20 protein-coding genes are annotated in these 21,291 nt (G+C 42.4%); 3 read left to right on the forward strand and 17 right to left on the reverse strand.

What is annotated here, in order from left to right:
• Positions 1–54: 54 nt before the first annotated feature.
• The gene (gene dinB / locus Q7P33_RS15565; protein WP_303871662.1) at positions 55–1,308 is read right to left on the reverse strand and encodes a DNA polymerase IV; all 1,254 of its coding nucleotides are present in this window, start codon (positions 1,306–1,308) and stop codon (positions 55–57) included.
• A gap of 336 nt (positions 1,309–1,644) precedes the next feature.
• On the reverse strand, positions 1,645–2,307 hold the full coding sequence (locus Q7P33_RS15570) for a helix-turn-helix domain-containing protein (protein WP_303871663.1): 663 nt from the start codon (positions 2,305–2,307) through the stop codon (positions 1,645–1,647).
• A gap of 187 nt (positions 2,308–2,494) precedes the next feature.
• Between Q7P33_RS15570 and Q7P33_RS15575 the strand changes: the two genes are divergently transcribed.
• The 3 genes from Q7P33_RS15575 (at position 2,495) to Q7P33_RS15585 (ending at position 3,448) form a co-directional block, all read left to right on the forward strand.
• Positions 2,495–2,692, forward strand: coding sequence for a hypothetical protein (locus Q7P33_RS15575; RefSeq protein ID WP_303871664.1), 198 nt, complete (start codon positions 2,495–2,497; stop codon positions 2,690–2,692).
• Between the two features lie 82 nt (positions 2,693–2,774).
• A complete protein-coding gene (locus tag Q7P33_RS15580; RefSeq protein ID WP_303871665.1) occupies positions 2,775–3,149 on the forward strand; it encodes a hypothetical protein in 375 nt (124 codons plus the stop codon).
• Positions 3,146–3,448: a hypothetical protein gene (locus Q7P33_RS15585; RefSeq protein WP_303871666.1), complete on the forward strand. Its 303-nt coding sequence runs from the start codon at positions 3,146–3,148 to the stop codon at positions 3,446–3,448. Before Q7P33_RS15580 ends, Q7P33_RS15585 begins: the two co-directional genes overlap by 4 nt.
• 632 nt (positions 3,449–4,080) lie before the next feature.
• Here Q7P33_RS15585 and Q7P33_RS15590 read toward each other — a convergent pair.
• From Q7P33_RS15590 to Q7P33_RS15655, 15 genes are all read right to left on the reverse strand, one after another.
• Positions 4,081–10,593, reverse strand: a complete 6,513-nt coding sequence (locus Q7P33_RS15590) for a DEAD/DEAH box helicase family protein (protein ID WP_369693322.1) — start codon at positions 10,591–10,593, stop codon at positions 4,081–4,083.
• Positions 10,521–10,895, reverse strand: coding sequence for a TnpV protein (locus Q7P33_RS18075; RefSeq protein ID WP_369693323.1), 375 nt, complete (start codon positions 10,893–10,895; stop codon positions 10,521–10,523). The genes Q7P33_RS15590 and Q7P33_RS18075 overlap by 73 nt, the downstream gene beginning before the upstream one ends.
• A gap of 641 nt (positions 10,896–11,536) precedes the next feature.
• A protein-coding gene (locus Q7P33_RS15595) for an IS3 family transposase (RefSeq protein WP_148637246.1) occupies positions 11,537–12,690 on the reverse strand; the annotation gives its coding sequence in 2 pieces (ribosomal slippage) (positions 11,537–12,408 and positions 12,408–12,690; 1,155 coding nt in all).
• 38 nt (positions 12,691–12,728) lie between these two features.
• Complete coding sequence (locus Q7P33_RS15600; RefSeq protein WP_303871668.1) at positions 12,729–12,938, reverse strand: hypothetical protein; 210 nt, start codon at positions 12,936–12,938, stop codon at positions 12,729–12,731.
• 234 nt (positions 12,939–13,172) lie between these two features.
• Complete coding sequence (locus Q7P33_RS15605; RefSeq protein ID WP_303871669.1) at positions 13,173–13,505, reverse strand: hypothetical protein; 333 nt, start codon at positions 13,503–13,505, stop codon at positions 13,173–13,175.
• A gap of 160 nt (positions 13,506–13,665) precedes the next feature.
• Positions 13,666–14,679 (reverse strand): ImmA/IrrE family metallo-endopeptidase, encoded by a 1,014-nt coding sequence (locus Q7P33_RS15610; RefSeq protein WP_303871670.1) that lies wholly within the window; start codon positions 14,677–14,679, stop codon positions 13,666–13,668.
• Positions 14,680–14,889 carry a hypothetical protein gene (locus tag Q7P33_RS15615; RefSeq protein ID WP_070370315.1) on the reverse strand — a complete coding sequence of 70 codons (210 nt, stop codon included), beginning with the start codon at positions 14,887–14,889 and terminating at the stop codon, positions 14,680–14,682.
• A gap of 76 nt (positions 14,890–14,965) precedes the next feature.
• Positions 14,966–15,691, reverse strand: coding sequence for a hypothetical protein (locus Q7P33_RS15620; RefSeq protein ID WP_303871671.1), 726 nt, complete (start codon positions 15,689–15,691; stop codon positions 14,966–14,968).
• A gap of 145 nt (positions 15,692–15,836) precedes the next feature.
• Positions 15,837–16,679, reverse strand: a complete 843-nt coding sequence (locus Q7P33_RS15625; RefSeq protein ID WP_303871672.1) for a leucine-rich repeat domain-containing protein — start codon at positions 16,677–16,679, stop codon at positions 15,837–15,839.
• A gap of 105 nt (positions 16,680–16,784) precedes the next feature.
• Entirely contained in the window at positions 16,785–17,249 is a 465-nt protein-coding gene (locus Q7P33_RS15630) for a DUF6710 family protein (RefSeq protein ID WP_303871673.1), read from the reverse strand.
• Positions 17,250–17,253: 4 nt separating this feature from the next.
• A complete protein-coding gene (locus Q7P33_RS15635) occupies positions 17,254–17,577 on the reverse strand; it encodes a hypothetical protein (RefSeq protein ID WP_303871674.1) in 324 nt (107 codons plus the stop codon).
• Positions 17,578–17,685: 108 nt separating this feature from the next.
• Positions 17,686–18,138 carry a hypothetical protein gene (locus Q7P33_RS15640; protein ID WP_303871675.1) on the reverse strand — a complete coding sequence of 151 codons (453 nt, stop codon included), beginning with the start codon at positions 18,136–18,138 and terminating at the stop codon, positions 17,686–17,688.
• Positions 18,138–19,256, reverse strand: a complete 1,119-nt coding sequence (locus Q7P33_RS15645) for a hypothetical protein (protein ID WP_303871676.1) — start codon at positions 19,254–19,256, stop codon at positions 18,138–18,140. The genes Q7P33_RS15640 and Q7P33_RS15645 overlap by 1 nt, the downstream gene beginning before the upstream one ends.
• A gap of 12 nt (positions 19,257–19,268) precedes the next feature.
• Positions 19,269–20,201, reverse strand: coding sequence for a hypothetical protein (locus tag Q7P33_RS15650; RefSeq protein ID WP_303871677.1), 933 nt, complete (start codon positions 20,199–20,201; stop codon positions 19,269–19,271).
• A gap of 30 nt (positions 20,202–20,231) precedes the next feature.
• Positions 20,232–21,290, reverse strand: coding sequence for a peptidoglycan DD-metalloendopeptidase family protein (locus tag Q7P33_RS15655; protein WP_303871678.1), 1,059 nt, complete (start codon positions 21,288–21,290; stop codon positions 20,232–20,234).
• Position 21,291: the final 1 nt, after the last annotated feature.

Genomic DNA, 21,291 nt, shown 5'->3' on the forward strand with positions numbered 1-21,291 from the left:
TGAGGTATTTTTTATTGTCAATCTCTTGACCTATTTAAATTATACAGGAAGCTTTTAAAAATATGAAATGGGATAGATAACATGATCTTTCTTAGCATCCAGGCACCCCATCGGATCATCAATCGTCACAGCCCGTCGCACCGCCAGATTACCAAAGCGTTTTTTCAAGCCATCCACGGTATCATCCAATCTTGCCTGTCGTACCCGTAATTCCTCATTGCCAAATAAATCCAGTTGAATGGGTGTTGAATCCGGTACCATATCCGTAACCCTCACGCCCATGGAGCGGATGTCTGAACTGAAATCATAGTTTCTTACAAAGAGATCAATAGCAGCTCTGGCAATTTCATTGGTCAGATCCGATGGCTTCTGGAGCTTCATTTGCCTGGTAAAGCTGTGCAGCTCTTTATTTCGAACATGAATGGCCACAGTTTGACAATAACAGCCGGTTTCTCTTAAACGCATGGCCACGCTTTCGGTCAGCATATAAATTATGATCTTGACGTCTTTCAAATTAGTCAAGTCCCTGGGTGTGGTAATGCTGTTGCCAATGCTTTTAATCAGCCGTTCATTGCCATTATAATGCTCATCAAAACTTTTAACCGGGCTATCGTCCAGACCATTGGCAAACCGCCATAGAACCACCCCCATCTTACCAAACACATGAACCAGAAAATCAAGATTACTTTCTGCTAATTGGCCGATGGTATAAATACCATATTTCAGTAATTTCTTTTTGGTAGATCGTCCCACATAAAGCAGATCTCCAGCTTCCTGTTCCCAGACAATTTTTCTATAATTATCTCGGGTGATTACTGTGATCGCATCCGGCTTCTTGTAATCCGATCCATACTTTGCAAAAATCTTGTTCCAGGATACTCCGATTGATACCGTCACTCCCAGCTCATCTTTAATTTCCGCACTGATCTTTCGGGCAATTTCTTCGCCTGATCCGTGTATTTTCACACTATTCGTACAATCGACCCAGGATTCGTCCAAACCATAAGGCTCCACCTGATCCGAGTAGCGGTTATAAATCTGCCTGGATAACTTTGAATATCGGAGATACCGTTCATAATTCGGCGGTACAATGATAAGCCCAGGACATTTCCCCATCGCTTGCCATAAGGCTTCTCCGGTCTTAACACCTGCTTTTTTGGCTTTCTCATTCTTGGCCAGGATTATCCCGTGACGTTTTTCCGGATTACCACCAACGGCCACCGGCTTATCTCTAATCTCTGGATTATACAAGCATTCAACAGCTGCATAGAACGAATTCATATCACTGTGTAAAATAACTCGATCCATTTCTTCACCCCACTAAATCACCAAATGAAACGAACGTTCGTTCTATTATGATATACCGGTTAATCTATTTCGTCAAGAAAAAAATGGACAATGTTTCTTGGGAATAAAAAAGACCACTCGGAAGTGGCCAGCTGTCTTTCTATTTGCTTCGTTTGTGGTTATACTGTTAAATTCAATCAAACATGAATTTAAAGACATCTTATGTTACGGTTCGGCGGCATGGCAGTTAGCCAATAACCTATTTAAAAACATTGCATGTTATGGTTCGGCAGGGTCATTTGAGTAAGATATACACTCTAATAACACAATTTAAAAACAGCTTCTGTTGTGGCTAAATTACTGCCATTCTCTGAACTTATTTCTTTTTTGATTACTTATTGAGATTGATGTCAAGATTCCAATTGTAATAGCCTCAGAATCAATTTTTTGATCATCCAGTCCCCAAGACATAATGTTTGACATAAGAAAATCAAATTTATTCCCTTGAGCGATTTCATGTGAGTGTTTTAAAAACAGCATTGTAAGGTAATCTTTAATTTCCTGATCGTTTTTAGCGTTAATTAATCTACTTTGGTAATACTTCGCCATTTTTGGGCTTACAAACCTTCCGAAAAACATTCCAATCATACCAACAGCTAAAAAATACTCATTATCATTATTAAAGCAGAATTCACTTGAATTGCCAGTCTCCATAGCGGTATTAATTTTTTCTCTTAATGCTTCTCTTTCAGGATATGCGTTCATTTTATTACCCACTTTCTCTAAATTTTCTCTCTGATCATCTAGAAAATAATCTGTCGGAACGTTTAAACATGCGCATATTAATTGATATTCTGTATAGCTAAAGATCCGTTCTCCCCTTAATGCCATGGAAACCGAATGTTTCGATATCCCTAACAAATCTACTAACACTTGCTGCTTAAACCCTTTTTCTTTGAGAAATAATTTAATCCTAATACCGACGAAACCATTCGCTTCAACCATCTGTAAATTGTTCATTTAATCACCTCGAATTTATGTCTTTATAATAATACAAAAGTATAATAAAAACAATACTTTTGTATAATATATTTTATACATTTTTAGTCAGAAACGCATAAAACCCTTTACATATAGGTACCTATATGATATAATTATGGTAAGTTAAGATGTTGTTCGAAAATAATTTATAAGGAGAGAGAAAACAATGTTGAAAGAATATTGGAATGGTGTACAATGGGAAGAAGTCGACGAAGAATGGTGCAAAGGAATTTCTCGTTTCAAAGAAATTGAGACATTATGGGACATGGGATATGCTGGATTAAAAGTAGTTTATAAAAATGGTGATGTTGTTTGGTATAGTAACATTCATGGTACTTGGGGAAGTCCAACAGTTTTCAGATAAAATAGAGACTATTATCTAAATAAATCTTATCAAATTAAGGGCTGGCATCCCAAACTGCCAATTAAATTTAAAGGTGAAAAAGATGATCGAAAAAATTAAAGACGCAATCGAAAAAAAAGCAATGCAGACAGGCGCAATGGGTACAGAAAATGTCAGCATTTTGTTAAAAATAACCGAAGTAGAACGATTAGAATTTTTAGAAGAAAGCGATCAATTGGATGAGCATTGGAATTGGGATATTGACGATGGCGAATTGCATGTAATCTACACAGAGACTCTGCCTAAATATGAGGCACAAAAAAAATACCTGGCAAAACTAAAGCAGATCCCCTTAAAAATTCCAGTTGAAACATTCGAAGCCTATCGGGAAGCGTGTGAAAAAAACGGTACCAAACCAGTAACTGAATTAAGAAATTTCATAAAAAATTATATTGAAAAAGCGGGAAAAGAAAAATGAACGGATGTGAATTAGTGAGAAAATTGGAACGCTTGAGTACCGAAGAAATCGAAAAAGGAACAAAAGCATGGGAGATTGCTGAAGAAATTTCTAAGGTGCAGTACAACAACAAAAAAAATGACGTTGTTATCAATCTATTATCGAACAATTTTATCCATGATTATAAAGATTTCAAAGAAACCTCTTATTTTGATGGTAGTCAAGATATTGCTAATTTTGCTGATCAAGGGCTGTTAATTTATCAAGCGATTGATTATATCTTTTGGGCCGGTGAAATGAAGAAAACTATATTCCAATAATTCAGAGAACCCTCTAAATTTCTTTTTCAATCACTAAAAAAGGGCGTAGAAATCCTGAATGCAAAAAAGCATAAAGCTTGTCATTTCTACGTCTTAAATAAAAAGTCTGCTGGATAGGTGGTTTTTTCATGACCACTGGATTCTCATTATCCTTCGTCCAAACTACAAAGGTGACTATCACCTTAACGAATCCAAAATCTCTCCCGAAGTTTCCCCCGAACCGTGATTATTTTACTTGGGTTTACGTTCTCATCCCCAATGACGACATTTTAATGCAGCAGCACATTAAAAGGCCGAATAGATTTATTATTTAGGCTCTACCACACCACGCTTCTTTTTTCGGTGGTCTAACGTTGTCCCCACCCTCATTATTTATCTGTCAGATCCTTCTTAAATCAAATTTTAAGCACAACAAAAAAGGTGTGCAGCAATCAAGTGACTACTACACACACCCTTGTTATTGAAAAGAAATATTCAGCTTGCGAAAAATTTCAATGATTCTACTTTTACTATCGGATCCAACCAGCTTGCTCATGCAGGAGCTGGTTGACGGTTTTGCTACTTCTTGACTAGTCGATTTTCCCATCCGGTTTCTTCGATTCCTTTCTATTAAGATCATTGCTTGATTCAAATTATTGCTCTGGCTCCCATTCCCCTTCGTCGATGGCACACATTTCCATATACTCCAGATGATCCGCCATACTTGCATCATTGTCCGGGGTTTCCTGGGAATGGTCGGATTGTTCGACGCTGAGAATTGTATTTAGCTCGTTTAATCGTAGCAGGTAGTCGTTTAGTTCCTGCTCCTGGGGAAAAGGCTTTTTAACCTCATCTCTGGCGTTTTCCAGCCGTTCCATGGTATCCTGGATATTCATTTCACATTTTTTGATCTGATCCGGGATGCTTTCCAGGACATGACCGATTCGGGTGATATTTCCCAGGGGATCGGTGCCCAAATGGACGGTATGGGTGGCCTGATTTTTGAATAAAAGATCGACCCCATCGAAACCGCCATACTTGGCTGCCATTTTAAATCCGGCATACTGGCCGATTAACCGTGGTTTATAATCTTCCAGCTTTTTAATTACCTCCAGAATGGCGGTGCCGGCTTCCTTCTTATCGGTATAAAAGACATTGCCGATGGTCATTTCAAAATGATCCTTGGCTGGCCGTTTCGATTCAAAGAGCTTCTGATCCTCAATTAAGGCGTTTTTCTGCTCGGTTTGGATACTGATATCTCTTGGATAGGCTTTTAAGATATTGTCCTCCAGACGATAACGTTGGCTGACAAAATTGGCTTTGATCAGCTTCAGCTTGGTGACTTTTACATCGAGATCCATCTTCTCCTTAATGAGTGGATTACCGGTGGCCAGGGCTTTGACTTCGGCATAGGATAACGCCTGCTCATCCACATCCTCACAGGATCGCCCGGGAAGTTTACTGGTCATGATCTGACCGATAAATTTCTGTTTATTCTCGATCAACTGCCACGAGTAGCTGTCAAAAGTTTGCTCGGTGATATAACGAAAAATCTTCACTTCCGGATTTTCGTTTCCCTGTCTTAGGATGCGACCCTCCTGTTGTTCAATATCCGCCGGACGCCAAGGTACATCCAAATGATGGAGGGCAATCAGTTTATCTTGGACGTTGGTTCCAGCGCCCATTTTTGGCGTTGATCCAATCAGCACCCGCACGGATCCGCTTCTTACCTTTGAAAAAAGTGCCGTTTTCTTCACATCGGTGTCGGCATCGTGGATAAAGGCAATCTCATCTTCCGGGATCCCTTTAGCAACAGCTTTATTTTTAATCTCCTGATAGACATTAAACCGGCCATCTTTATTGGGCGTGGATAAATCACAAAATACCAATTGAGCTGAACGCTGATCCATGCTGTCCTGCCAGACTTTGACAATATTTTCGACACTCTTATTCACCTTTGATTCTTCCGGATCGGGCAGCAGCGGGTTAATCAGTCGCTGATCCAGAGCCAGCTTACGTCCGTCATTGGTTATCTTCAGCATGTTATCCTCATAGGGTTCCACCTGATGATTCCGGACCCGTTCGGCCCGGGCGACCAGCTCCATGAGCATCTCCTTCTGATGTTCGGACGGTTTAATCACCACATCTTCATAGATGGCCTTTGGTACCGGGAGTTTTAACATATCCGGGGTTTGAATATCAGCTACCTCCTTAAAAACAGCCATCAGCTCCGGCAGATTATAAAACCGGGCCAGACGGGTTTTGGATCGGTATCCGGTTCCTTCCGGGGATAATTCGATGGCGGTAATGGCTTCAGCATAGGTCGACGCCCAGGCATCGAAGTGACCTAAATCCATGTCCATCAGGGTGTCGTACTGGAGATAACGCATCATCGTATATAATTCGGTAATACTGTTCGAAATTGGTGTGCCGGTGGCAAAGACCACCCCTTTGTTCTGGGTTAATTGATCCAGATACTGGCATTTGTTAAACATATCGGTGGCTTTTTGGGCTTCACTCTGCCCGATGCCGGCCACGTTTCGCATCTTAGTATATAAAAAGAGATTTTTGTACGAATGTGCCTCGTCCACAAACAGGCGGTCAACCCCCAATTCCTCAAAGGTAATGACGCCATCTTTTCGGGTGTCATCATTGAGTCGGTTCAGACGTAATTCCAGTGACTTCCGGGTTCTTTCCAGTTGTTTGATGGTGAACTGTTCCTCATTATTGCGTTTGGCATCATCGATGGCCATTAGCACATCCTCAATCTGACTGTCCAGGGCCTGTTCCTGAAATTCTTTGGACAGGGGGATTTTTTCGAATTGAGAATGGCCAATAATTATGGCATCATAATCACCGGTGGCGATCCGGGAACAGAACTTCTTGCGGTTATCCGGTTCAAAATCCTTTTTCCGGGCAACCAGGACATTGGCTCCGGGATAGAGTGCCAGAAACTCAGCTCCCCATTGTCCGATTAAATGATTGGGAACCACGAACAGGGCTTTGTTGGACAAACCCAGGTACTTGCTTTCCATGGCAATGGCGGTCATCTCAAAGGTCTTGCCGGCACCGACGCAATGACCAAGCAGGGTATTTCCGCCGTACAGCCCCCGGGCAATGGCATTAAGCTGATAATCCCGCAAACGGATCTCCGGCGAAATACCGTGAAGGACGACATGGCTTCCTTCGTATTCCCGGGGCCTGATGCTGTTAAACAGGATATTATATTTCCTGGTTAAAACCTCCCGGCGTTGTGGATCCTGAAAGATCCAATCCCGGAACGCTTCTTTAATCAGCTCCTGCTTCTGATTGGCCAGAATGGTTTCGTTTTTATTAAGAACACGGACATCATTGCCATCAGCGTTCTGGATTGTGTCATAAATCCGGATATCCTTCAGGTTAAGGGAATCCTCCAGGATGCGATAAGCATTGGCCCGTTTAGTGCCAAAGGTGACATTTGCCAGGACATTATCATAGGTATCGGCATTCTTGCCTTGTACGTTCCAGACCCCGGTATAGGGGGAATAATGGATCTTGATGGATCCGCTGTTAACCAGATAGGTTGCCGGCTTAAAGGTATCAACCATGAAATCCTGGATATAGCAAGGATCGATCCAGGTTGCTCCCAACCGCACTTCGATTTCCGATGCTTCCAGATCCCGGGGCTGGGCAGCTTCCAGTGCAGTGATGTTTGGTAAAAGGGTTTGAGACTGATCGTTGGGTAGGTTTTCAAACAGCTGACGGACATGATCCAGCTTCTTTCGGACATTTCCGGACAGGTATTCATCGGCAGTGACAAAGGGAACGTCCGTGGCATCGAAAAGGTTTTGGGGGAGCTGCTCCGGATCAAGATTTCCAAAATCCCGGAAGATTAATCCTTCCAGATCGTTAATGATAACGTCCCTGGGTTTTCCGGTTAAACTGCTCATATAGTCCAGATCGACCTTGGCTTTTTCGCTGATGGAAACCAGCAGCGCTTCATTGGAGGTGTCTACGGCTGTAACCACCTCATTGGTGCGAATGGTGCGCTTATAGAAGAAGTCCGATTTTTCTTTGAAGGTACCATCTTCATTTAGAACTTCCAGAGCGCATAAAAGCCAATAGGATCCATCCTCATCAAAGGCCCGACGGTTCCCGGTGGCGTTAATCAGACCGTGTTTCTTGGAAAAGGCATCGTATAAGGTGTGTAGTTCTTCCTGTTTCTTTTCAATCTCCTCATTACTACCATTTTCAAGTTGCAGGGCAATCAGTTCCCGGGTGCAGTCCCGGAGACCGATCAATCCCATAATCCGGCTCGTTGTGGCTGCGGGTTTATCCATCCGGTTCATTACAGAATTTTCCCGGTAGTAAAGTTCATCATTAACGATGGTATAACTGTAATTGGCCACATCCGGATCGGCGGGGATGGTAGCCTGGTCATCTTCCATAAGGTTTTCAGCTTCAATTTCCACTTGTGGAAATTGATAATCCAGATTGCCCAGGGCTTTTTCCAGTGCAAGCTTCAGGTCGTTCCCGGGGATCGGCAAACAGGCCGATTCATCACCAAACCGTCCGGATACCATTTGCATCTCCCCTAGGATCATTTCCGGATGATCAATGAAATACTGATTCATGGGGATCCCATTTTCATCCATTCCCAGATGTACCCAGGGTTCATCCGCTGCTAGAACCTTCCGATCCCGCTTCTTCATGAAGATGATGTCCGATGTGACTTCGGTGCCGGCATTCGCTTTAAAGGCATTATTCGGCAGGCGCACGGCGCCGATTAATTCCGCCCGTTCAGCCAGATACTGCCTGACCATGGGCGACTTCTTATCCATTGTTCCTTTGCTGGTGATAAAGGCTAACACGCCCCCATCCCGTAGCTTATCCAGCGATTTGGCTAAGAAATAATCATGGATCATAAAACTGTGTTTGTCATAGGCTTTATCATAAACCTGATAATCACCAAAGGGGACATTCCCGATGGCCACATCAAAAAAACTGTTGGAGAATTGGGTTTTCTCAAACCCGCACACGGATATGTTTGCTTCCGGATAAAGGGCTTTGGCGATCCGACCGGTAATCTCATCCAGCTCCACGCCATAAAGCTTCGAATCCTTCATGGCGTCCGGCAATAAGCCAAAGAAATGGCCCACACCCATCCCTGGTTCCAGAATATTCCCTTTATAATACCCCATCTGCTCCAGTGCGTCATACATGGCTTTGATAATAACCGGCGCTGTATAATGGGCATTTAGTGTCGATCCCTTGGCCGAACTGTATTCATCCTCGGATAACAATTCTTTTAACTCCTGAACTTCCGGTTTCCAATGGATGTTATCCGGATCGAATGCCTGTGGCAGCCCACCCCAACCCACATATCGGGATAAAATTTCCTGTTCTGCCGGCGTGGCCATTCGCTTTTCTTTTTCAATCGCTTGCAGGGTTTGAATTGCCAAAACATTGGCTTTGAACTTTTGTCGTGGTGAGCCTTCTCCCAGGACATCAGCAGTTATTTTATAGTTTTCCGGTTTAGGGGTATTAATCTCCGTTTTTTTCTGGTCGCTATGATCCCCTTCATCCTGATCCGCTGCGGATACAGCAATCAATTCCCGATCTTTAGCATCTTCCGGATCCCGATCAAAGCTTATAAATGATTTGGTTTCTCCATAGCTTTCAACATACGGTTCCGGATCCACTTCCTGATAGGCTCCCGGCACGACGTATTGGCCGGCTTCAATGAGTTCTCTGACTTCCCCGGCAATCTCTGACCAGGACAAGAAATAATCAATCGACGGATCGGCAGTCTTTTCAAAGCGAATCCCATTCTGATCAAGATGCTGTCGGTAGGTATCCGTGAGATTCCCGAGCACCGGGACTTCGCTGAATAAATAGGTGTTTTTAATCACTTCGCCAAACTCTGCATTATTTTTGGTTTCGGATAATAAATCATAGATCACGGGCCGGGTGTAGTCGTCCGGGGTCACGTTGATTAGCAGATCATGAATATCGGCCATCGGAATTGTCGGTTTTTCCGGTTTCTGCTCTGCTGATTTAACCCGTTTTGGTTCATCAAGCACATAGCGCCCCTGGGTCATCAATTCTTCGATACGCTTTGCCACTTTTGGCCAGGATAAAAGGATGCTTTTTTCTGCTTCATCCCGGCGTAACAGCATCCCTTTGGCACTGTAATCTAACCAGCTGTGATCCGCTCCGGAAAGCGCATGAGATCGTCCCCCCTGGCCATATTCATTTTTGAGAAAATCCGCTTTCTCCTGGGATGAGTGGTTTTCTGTGAAATAGTTGATGATCCGCTGTTTTCCTCCAGACATACTGCTACCACTACCTAAAACCGCATCCACTTCATCCTCAGTAATAAACATCGCCGGTTCCTGGTAATCAAACCCGTTCGCCTGATACTCCCGGCGCTCCCGCTTTAAATCACGGAGTCGGCTTAATAACTCATCCGGCTTGTGGAAGTGAAAACGTAAAATGGATCGGTCAACCTTATATTTTTTGACAAACCCGTCTAGTCCGTTAATAATTTCATCCAATTTTTCCGGATCAGTGTAAAGTTCAGCAATCCGAGCTGAACTATCCGGATGACCCCCACGAAAAATGTCATCCTCCATAAAAAATTCCCCGGATCGATCCTGATGCAGATGCCAGAGTTTATCTGCCAGTTCTTTGCGTTCGTGGCCATCGACCTGATCAAGCTGTTCCTGGCCCATATAAAGGCCATTTTCTAAGAGTTCCCCGATCCGCTTTTCAACCTGTTCCCAGGACAGGGTGGTTTTCATGAAATTACTTTGTACCGTGTTCCCCCTGGCGATCTGAATGCCGTTTTTATCAAACCAGACCGCCACTTCTTTTTCATCAATGTAAAACCCTTTGCCACCGGTGCGGTATTCTGCTTGTAGAAAAGCCACATTGTCTTCTGCCGGCAGCTGCTTCTTGTATTGGGCGACAATGCGTAATTGACTGTTTTTCTTATTGCCGGCGCTGCGAAGGATCACATCAATATCATGCTGGGGCATAGAAAAAGCGGAGGGCTTAAGGCTCTCCGCTTGTTGGTTTGGTTTTATTGGCTCCTGTTCCGGCTTAAACAGGCTTAGTTGTAAATGAGTTCCGACAGAACGATCTCGTTGGCCAGGTTCTGAAGGTTGTTCATATAACCCGCCCATTCCAGGGGCTGGGTTTTCTTGTCCGGAGCCGGATGATTTTTCATCATCCCCGCCATGATCAGCTCCAGTCGGCGCTGGGCTGCCTGATCCACTTCCACCAGGTGTTCGTTGATCTTGTCGTCGAAGATCAGTTCCATCAACAGATCCGGCTTGAATTCCTTCAGATACTGGTTCCTTAAGTTCCCGTACTTCCCGATTTCCTGACTGGGTGGAGTCAGGGGTTTGATATCCGGGGTCAGAAACTCCCCTTCCTGGTGATAGGTCAATTCCATAGGTTTGAATGTTTCCTGGTTCTTGCTCATTTTTTAGTTCTCCTTCTATTTGATTTTTCAGTTGTTCCATTTCAATGGTTTGCACCAGTTTTCCCATTTCAATGAGAAAGGGTTTGGTGGTGTTCGTTACATTATTACCCAAAAATATCAGCGACTTAAAGTTTTTAATGTTTTTTATTTGTGCAAAATCTTCCGGATTAAAATAATCCCTGGGGTTATAGCCACATCGGGAAAGGATCTGATAGATTACGCTGTTATCATACAGAGTGGCAAAGTCACTCACATCCAAATTCCTGAGATAAAGTCTGTTCGAATCCATGATCTCAGTCTTAAAATACTCAAACTGATCTTTATTTCGCACTTTCATTTCCGTCATAATGTAGTATGGCAGCGTATGCTTTGAGCGTGTTTCCTGATACTGTTCAGTTGCTCGTTTAATAATCTCGACTTCATCCACATTTTCCCGGCTCCACAATTTAAAATCCGGGCCATCCGGATTGCGTTTATGGGTATCGCTCACGTCGAATACGTTTTTAAATTCATACTTCAGCTGATCATCCAGCACCAGAATTCGCTTTGCACCGACGTTGACCGTTCGATTGAGTATAATGTACACGCTTGTCAAGACACGAAATCAGAAATATTTAGATAAATCTCCTTTCGCATTTTGATCAGGCAGCCAATGCCATATTTTCATAGAATACAGCTGCCGGTGTTTTGTAATCGAATCGTTGGTGACCACGCTTGTGGTTATATTTAGCGATGTATTCCTTTGTCATAGCTTTCACTTCAGTAACGGTTTCCGGGTACAGCAAATACAGGCGTTCCCATTTATATGATCGGAAAAACCGTTCAATGGCAATATTGTCGGTAGCACGGCCTTTACCATCCATGCTGATTTTAGTTGTTTTGAAGCTTTTAATCAGGTCAATATAGGCATTTGACGTAAACTGACTGCCCTGGTCACTGTTAATAATCTCAGGTGCGCCATAGTTTTCAACGGCATTTTTTATAACACGGGTGACCATATCGGTTTGCAGGGTGTTGCTGATGGTGTATCCCACAATATAGCGGGAATACCAGTCAATGATAGCGGTTAAATACACAAATCCATTTGGAGTTCCAATATAAGTAATATCAATGGACCACACCTGATTCGGTCGGTCAATTTCCAGATTTCTCAGCAGGTAGGGATAGGTTTTTGCAGCTTTGGCCCGCTTACTCAGATTAGGACCGGGATAGAAACAGACAATATCCATTTCCATCATATAACGTCTGACAAGACGTCTGCCCACGTTATGAAAACCCTGTTTATGCAGTTCATTCCGGATTCGTCTGACGCCAAAGGCAGGTTCCTCGTAATGAATACGATCAATGGCATTTTTAATATTGATTTCATCCCTGGATGGCGAAACATCTACAGGTACATGATAAGCTGTCGATCGCGATAGCATCAGAAGTTGACACTGTTTTTTTATGGTTAAGGAAGGGTGCTTCCAATCAATTAACGCTCTTTTTTCTTCATTTGAGAGATTTGAATTTGTTTTTTTTTTAGCCAATCGACATCCAGTGTTAATTCGCCTATTTTCTTTACGAGCAGCTCCTTTTCATCTTCATGCTCCTGTTTGAGTTTGTCCACATCTTCATTTTTCTTATTGAAGACGGCTGACATATTGGCGATAAATTCGGTTTTCCAACGGCTTAACAATTGCTGAGATACTTCATGCTTTTTTGCGATCTCAGCTAACGTATTTTCTTCTCTGAGGATTTCCAGTACGATGGTTGCTTTTTCCTCAGGGGTCCAGGTTCGTCGTTTTTTACTCATGTGTATAGTTTATCTTATTTTCTGGATTTTGTGTCCAACTATTTGTGAACATTATAGAGCTTTTTATTCCATGCCTCGATTCCGGTTACTGCGGTTGCATCCGGCCGTTGGAAGACGATCAGCATCTGATTGTAAAAGGTATGCTTATAATGCCAGGCCGACCGTTCCAGAAAGGTCATCCAGTTTTCAGGTGTCTGAAAATTTTCTTGCGCTATTTGGGGAAAATGTTGTATTTCTCTTGAATTCATTCTATTCACCTTTCGTCAATATGCGTTTGTCATTGTGATTGAAAAGAAAAAAGAGATCCGATTGGATCTCCTTGCGATGTGTTTCCTGTATTTTGTTTCCTCGGGAAACAAGATTATTGTTAGGATTCTCCTTTTAGACCATTTTCATCCGAAACAAATACGATCTTTTTATGGTCTTATTCAAAATAAAAGAGTTTAAATTCATTAGTTAAAGAACATAATTTTGACTTGAATTTAGTCTATCGATATTTCAATCATATTTCCTTCTCGATCTTTAGCAAAAATAATCAAGAAATTACCATCATACTTCATTACTTGATATTGATTTGTATAATGCGAATAATATCTATCATCCAAATTTCTATCATCTTCTTTCCAAATGATATCAACAAAACTATTATACGAATCGATTTTTGCCCTAACAGATTCTGTTTCATGATAGATAACCCTTGAATCCTGTTTTATTGTAACCATTGCATTGTGAGGAAACTCATTATTTCTGTCTTTATGCAAATAATCATTAATCGCCATTTGCGAATCAGCAGCCATGTCCATATCTATTTTCATAATTTTCTCCTTTAAAAATATTTTAATTATTTCTTATTATAGCATGAAATATTATATTTGCACAACTTAACTCCTTACATCATTGTCAAGCTAAACTTTTGATGCTTGTACGCCGAAATATATTAAATAAATTAAAATCCTGTTTCCCGAGGAAACAGAATCACATTTCCTGCTCCCATTCTTCTTCATAGTCTTCAGACTGTACCCCGGCATTAAGTTGATTCAAATGTTCTTCCATCGCCCCGATATGTTCTTTATAGGTATTGTTGATCTTGTCCATGGACAGGTTCAGGCTATGTTTTTTCTGTTCTTCTGCCGGCAGCGCTTCGATCTGTTCCAGAAAACTCTGGTAATGGGATGCCAGATGATCTTTGGTTCCTTCGGTGACTTCCAGGCCAAAGCGACTCAAAAACATAATGGTCAAGCCGTCTGCTTCAAATTCATGCTGGTGTTCACTTATTTCGGAACGAAATGCTTCGACTGTATGATCTAAAAAAGCATGGGACATTTCATGCAGAAAGGTCCCGAGCTTTTGAGTGTCCTGGAGTTTTTCATTCAATCTGATTTCATTGGTAGATGGCGTATAGGAACCTCGTAATTTGATCGATCGTAAGGCCGTTTCCTCAACCGGAAATCCCTGATCTTCACAATAACTCCGAAGTTGCTGATATAGGGTGGCATGATCCTGAGATGCTTCTCCAAAACTCACTAACCGGGGGTATTCGGCTACCGGGCAGTCGGTTTGAGAAATATCAAAAACCGATCCCAGTTTAAACCGCATGACCGATTTTACCTCGATCTCTCCCCGCTTAATCCGCTCTCGTTCACTTTTGGTCGCATTAATTAAAGGAGTGGACGTATTTTCACCATCCCGATAAAAATAAGACGCTTTAACCGGTACCAGGATCTTCATGCTTTTTTGACCCTTCTGCACCTGATAACCTTTTTCTTTATAAAACTGATAACTGCCCACAAAGGATGCCCGATCATTCTGAGAAAAAATAAGCTGCTGATTTCGGGGACTGTAACGATAAAACTTTGAAGAAAACTCTAAATATTCAGCAATAACCGCCGGATCACGCTTGAATGACTCACCCAGATCAATTATTTTCTGGTTATAGAGATCCATTTCTTTTTTAATATCTTCAGGACTTCGCTTCTCATACTTGGCCATTTACCGATCTCCCATTTCCTTAAGAATACCCATTTGAACCGGTTTTGGTAAAAGTTCCAGTGGCGCTAAATCTTCATCAGCAATCTGTTCGCCGGCGATAATAAATTCCTCCGGAACTTCGACATAAAACCACTCACCATTCTCATTTTTAACAATCGCTTTACCATTCATATAACCGATCACTTCATTTTCAATTGCTAGAGCTTGCATTTTTTATTCCTTTCTGCCTGTTTCCTCGGGAAACAAGACGTTCGTTTTTTTAATTTTGTTTCCTCGGGAAACAGAATTACATTTCCGGCTCCCACTCATCTTCAAGATCCTCATATCTTTGATCTTGTGTACTATCATGCGCTTTTTCATCCAACACCACTTCACTAAACATCTTATTAAATTCTGAAGTTGAAATATAACCGGCACAGGCCAAAGCAAATTTTTCGCCCGTTACCTCATCACAATCAGCAATAGAAATATTGCCATTCTCCAGCAACTCGTAACTGCATGCCATCAACGGTTTAAAGTAGTCACAGCCATAGGGAGTAATGCGGCTTTCTTCATTCCAGACAAAGGATGCCGGCATATCCACATCCCCAATAATCAACTCACAGTCAAAAGCTTGATTGCTGTTAAGTAATTCCCCAAAGGTTTTATACTGACTGCCTTGACTCTCTCTAATTTGACCACTGTCTAGCAGCTCACTAAAAGTCATATTTGTAATTTCATTTTCCTTGTAGTTTTGATCAATCAACCAATCTGAATAAAATCCAACCCCTTCAAAAACAATCGGATCACGCTCGGCATCCATCGGATCCCCAAAGGGATCAATAACTTCTGACTCCGCAATCCATTCCCGTCTGGCGATGACTTCCTCATTCTGCACAATGGTAATATCCGAACCATTTTCACACACCATTTCGTCGGCCAGCTTCAACCCCTCCTTCAAGCTATCCACTTCTACTACGGCCCCATCATACACAATGCATAAGAACTGCGTTACACTCTCATTCCGCTCCACTTCTTACCTCCTGAAAATTCATATTTTTTAATCGGATCATTGAATCTTTCAATAAAAAAAGAGATCTTTTTTGATCTTCAACCATTTCCTGTTTCCTCGGGAAACACGCTCTTATTTTCTGTTCCTGTTTCCTCGGGAAACAAATTTACATTTCCGGCTCCCATTCATCCTCAAACGATTGCTCCGATTGCTGTTTAGAAATATCACTAAACTGCTCATAAACCTGGCTTTCGTCCCACTGTAAGCCCTGTTCGTCCTGGTGAATATTGGTGGCTCGAATGAATTGCCGGCCGTTAAATAACAGGGCGTCGCTCCCGTTTACATCCAATACCACCGTCTGATCGGAAGCATTGGTTTGAAAAACATCGCCTTTTCTTAATACATTGCATTGCGGTTGCTGATCAATTTTTATTCCGTCCTGATAATTTTTCATTTTTTCACTTAAATGGTTACAGCCATAAAAAATATTATTTCCCATACTGATATCCGCCGGCATTTTCACGTCATGGATGATCGAATTGGCAAAGGCATAATTCCCGATTTCCGTAATTGAATCCGGTAGAATCAGATCGGTTACACTGGTATTATTGTAAAATCCCCAATCCGCTACCGCTGTAACCGGGTATGAAATCCCCTGGTACTCGACCAGCTCAACCGGTGAAATTGGAATATTAATAGGTCGTACATCATCGTGGAAGTTTGAACCCTGCAACACTGCCCGGTTATTTTCTGGATCAATGGCAAAACATAAACCTTCTATGATACAAAATGGATTGTTGTAATACTTCTTTATTTCTGCCAATGGCGGAACGATCCGATAATCATCAAAGTAACGGGCAGCAGCCCACACGGGCTTTTGGGTATCTTCATCAATCTCCGCATCGAATGCCCAGATAAATTGATCCCCATTAAATAACAGCAAGTCATTTTCATGCGCTTCTAACGTAACTAAATACTTTGCAAATGATCCGTTTTTAATTTTCTGCATTTTTTCTCCTTTTCGAATATCTTGTTTCCTCGGGAAACAGGATTAGTCTTTTCGCCATTTTGTTTCCTCGGGAAACAGGATTATCTGTATTCCCATATTCAACGATTAATAGACATCGATCCATTTTGAACATATAAAAAAAACCCATGCATCTGGAATAGCACAGCGCCTTCCCGGCTTTATATAACCGGATTCAAGTTCGTGTTGTAATTCAAATTTCATTTTTTCCACTTCAAACATAATGGCGATACGAAAATCTAAAACCGGCTTGATTATTTCACCGGTTCGTTGATTGATCCAGTTCTGCCCATCTGTTTTTAATGGCGTGACTGACGGGATATAACTGTCTTTTAAGTCTGTGATATCTTTTTTATAAATCGATTCCGAAAGAATGGAATGTTTCAGGTCGGTCTGTAAAATCTTCAGGGCAAAATCCAGACAAGCAATTTTGCCAGTAATATCCTTTTCCATGGCAAGGCCATTCTGAATGGCAAATAATGCATCGTCAAAATTTTCTTTAAATCCACCGATGTAAATTTTCGGCTGTTTTGGTTTCTTTTTTCCAAACATCGGCTCACTCCTTTAGAAATTCTTCAAGCAGTTCAATGATGACTAACTTGATTCGGGTTTCCGTTGGTGGAAAGCGATAAATTAAACTGCCCAGTTCGTTGCACACAATGCGGTAATTTTCATCAATTAATCCCCTTCGCATGATCATCAAATATCGTAAATAGAACATGTAGTTATAACCGCTTTGATACGACTTCCTGCTTTTTGTCTTTTTGAGTTTTTTGAGAAATAGGCAAAGCGCTTCTCTGGCTTCAGTATTCAATTCTGGTTCGGTAAAAAAATTATATTTCCCGAAAGTGTTAAACAATTCCTTTGTAACAGTGTCCATTTCTGTCAATTACTCCTTTATTTCCTGATTTTCTTGTTTCCTCGGGAAACAAAAATGCTTCAATGCTCGACACTCCGATTTTCTGTTTCCTCGGGAAACAGATTACCTTTATATTTCCGGCTCCCAGTCTTCGTCAAGCTCATAGTCTTCTTCCCGGGTCAGCTCCGCATGAACCCGATCAAAACCATCATTTAGCAGATTAAAGCCCTCATTTTCAAACCGCTCATGGATGTGATTCAAAAGATCCGTTCCCTCAAAACGATTTTCAACAACCAGCAGCGCCTTAATCATTTCCGCTTCATTGGTCTGCTTCATGCTGGCCAAATCCTGTTTGAGATCCTGGAAACCCAGGTTTTCATAGTTTTTTGGTATCTGATCAATCGACTGATAATAATTCCCGAAATCCCAGATCAATTTACCTTCAATCATCTGGATGCCATGAGCTTTGATAAACTGAGTCCCAGTAAAAAGCAGGGCATCACTGCCCTGCACATCCAAAACCACCGTCTGATCGGCTCCATCGGTTCGGATGAAGTCCCCTTTTTTAACGGCTGCTGTCATTACGAAACCCCCTGCTCATTTCTTTTCAATAACTGTCTGAACAATTCTTTATTAGCGTGCCATCCCATGATATTGGGAGCATACTGACTAAACTTTGCCGTTGGGAAGAAGGTTTTAAGTGTCGCTTCTTCTTCCGGGGCAGTGAAATTTAATAACAGGTTGATTTCCTCCAGCTCATCCTTCTGGTAGTGTGCCAATGCCTGATTTAAAGCTGCCCGTTCAAAGCACTTGCCAGCACCACACAAAATTTTAATGTGCCCCTGACTAAAGGGTTCAATCACATCTTCATTCAAAACCCCCACATCAAAGATGATGTAATCATAGGTTTTCATGACCAGGCCATTCCGATAGAAATAGTCGACCCCCTTGGTCTGATGCCATTCCCCATCCTCGATTTCTTCTTTTTTCATGCGGTAAGCTTCAATAATTGATTTGAGATGATTGTGATCATTGGCTTCCATGTAAGCCACCATTTTTCCCTGATTAGCCAGATAGTTGGCCAACTGGATGGCCGTGGTGGTGGTACCGGTCCGGCGCTGGGAGCCGGCAACAAATATAAACTGTTCCTTCGGTTCCGTTTGTGCTTCCGGCTCCATTGGATCCGCTATAACTGCCTCAATAAAGGGCATTTCAGTCAGCGGTTGGTCATCGATAACAACCGGCCTTTTAATGATTTCTGCAATCGACGGCTGCTCAATTGCCACTGCTTCATGAATCTCATCATTTAGCAGCTGATCCTGGTAGGTGATCCCGGTTCGACTGACTGCCTTTAGAATCTGGGCTTCAAATTCCCTGGGATCGCCGGTAATGATATTATAGACTTCCCGATTCAATAGCTCCTGTTTCAGCTCCGGGGTGATCTCCCGGGCAAAGATGATCAGTCGCTGTTCAAACCAATCCTGAATGGCGTGTATTGCCTTAAATAGACCCTCTGGAATATCAAGCAAACACTCCAGATCCACCGCCAGATAGCGATAGGATGCAAATTTACTGAGATCATTCTCCACAAAGGCTGCAAGTTCATAATCCCCGATGAACTTTTTAATCGGCATCCCGTTTTCCTTTTTCAGAAAATCAAAAATCCCATTGTTCTGGTTACTGGTTACATATAAAAGCATGATTCTTTCCTCCTATTTCGTGAATATCAGTACAATTAACATGATAAAATTGATGATGGAGAACCCACCACCAATCATAAAAAAGAGCTGTTTAAAGCCTTCGGCAAATAAGAGTGTATTGACTCGCTCCATTAAACCTTCCATTTTTCCCAGGGCTTCATCACTCTTTGTCTCGATTTTATCCAGAGCCTCGTTATACTTGCCAGTGAGTGCATCCAGTTCTTTTTCCCGTTCTCCCACGATATCGGTCTTGGTCTGATTAACCTGTTCGACCAGATTTGTAAAAAGCTCATCGAGCTTCTTTTGGGAGACTTCTCTGGATTCGTCAAAATGCTGACTGAACGACTCAAAAGTTTTAATGATGGTATCGCACTGCTGCTTAAAGTCGATGGTGTTTTTTTCAATAATCGCCAGCTGAAGATCATTACTCTCGACGCCTTCCCGGAACGTCACCATTTGATCTTTGATCTGATCTGCCATTTTTTTGATGGTTTCTTCTGATCCCTGGACACTCAGGTTTGCCTGTACGAACATCCGCTCAATGCTCTCGATCCGTTTGAATTCACTTTCTTCTTTTTCAGCTTCTTCCAGATTTTTTTCCACCTCACTAAGCTTGCCGATGACCTCATTAACCGCATTAAAGAGAATCGTATTGGATTCTTCCAGATCCTCAGCTTCTTCGTATTTTTCTCCGGACTCCCCAACCAGCTCCCGGATATCTTCCATCAGCACCGAAATGTGCCGGATATGGGAATTTTTCTGGGTATAGGACTCTCGGAAATAAATGAACTGCGATGCAAATTCCTCAACGGATTCCCGGAGAATTTCGGCTTCTTCCGGGGTTAAGTTTTCATCATCTACACCATTGAGGGTCTGCATAAACTTGAGAATATCATCTCTGAAGCTTTTCGCTTCCTTGGTCTTGTTGGTTTCCACTTTTTTCATTCTTTTACCTCTTTCTATTCTTAAAATTACTTATCTGAAATCATAGCCCCCTAAATCAACAATCCTTTGCTTTTTAGTGGCACTATCTTCCTGTATAACATAAATCGGCACATATTGCCGACCCCATGAGAGACATTCCGCTTCGGTCGGCAACCACATATCGATAACCTTCCGTTCTTCATCCACAGCACCCCCACGATCTTCGACCACATAGACCCCGCCGTTTGGCTGATCGGCCCGGACAGGAATATAAATCCGGGTACCTGATTCCAGACTGGGATAACCGGCAACTGTCCGGTTGGCGGTAGTGGTCGTCCCGGAAGATGTGGTTCCATAATCACAATAGGCCGTGATCTGAGCATTTACCATTTCTGCTTTGCTTAAATCAATTTCACCAGACAGTGCAGCGTCACTATCGGAAATGTAAAGCATCGGATCCACATATTCACCGTCGGCTTTTATTTCAAAATGGATGTGTCCCCCCTGGGTGCTGCCAGTTGCACCAGTCAGGGCAATCTGTTGTCCCCGTTTGACCATATCGCCGGCATTAATTGACCAGGATCCGGACGTTAAGTGACAGTAGAAAGCGGTGATTTCCTTCCCGTCTTTGGCCTTTCCGACATTTAAAATAATGGTATTCCCCCAACCGCCGTTCATCCCGGCATAAACAACGGTTCCGTCACCAATGGCATAGCAATTCGAGCCATCGGGTGCTTGAATATCAATCCCGGTATGCATCCGCACATCACCATAAATCGGATGTACCCGTTCACCGAACAGGTTTGTTTCATCAGATCGATCCAGTTTGTATTCGGCATCCAGTGGCCAGGCAAACTGGCCATTGCCATTGGCTTTTCCCGGTAATAAATATTGATACTCGGTTTTTAATTGCAGCACAACTGCCAGGATATCCGGATTGGTAATGATACTGGTCAGCATGGTGATGGGGGTAGACAGAATGTATACTAGGGTTAAAACCAGTCCTAAGATCATCCCCAATAACCCGGCCAGTATTCCCAGGACGATGTTTCTTAATTTCTTGTCCGATGCAACTGCGGTCGCTGCTTTGGCAATGACTGGAATCGCCATG

Source organism: Acetobacterium wieringae, from assembly GCF_026646375.1.
Taxonomy (GTDB): Bacteria; Bacillota; Clostridia; order Eubacteriales; family Eubacteriaceae; genus Acetobacterium; species Acetobacterium wieringae_A.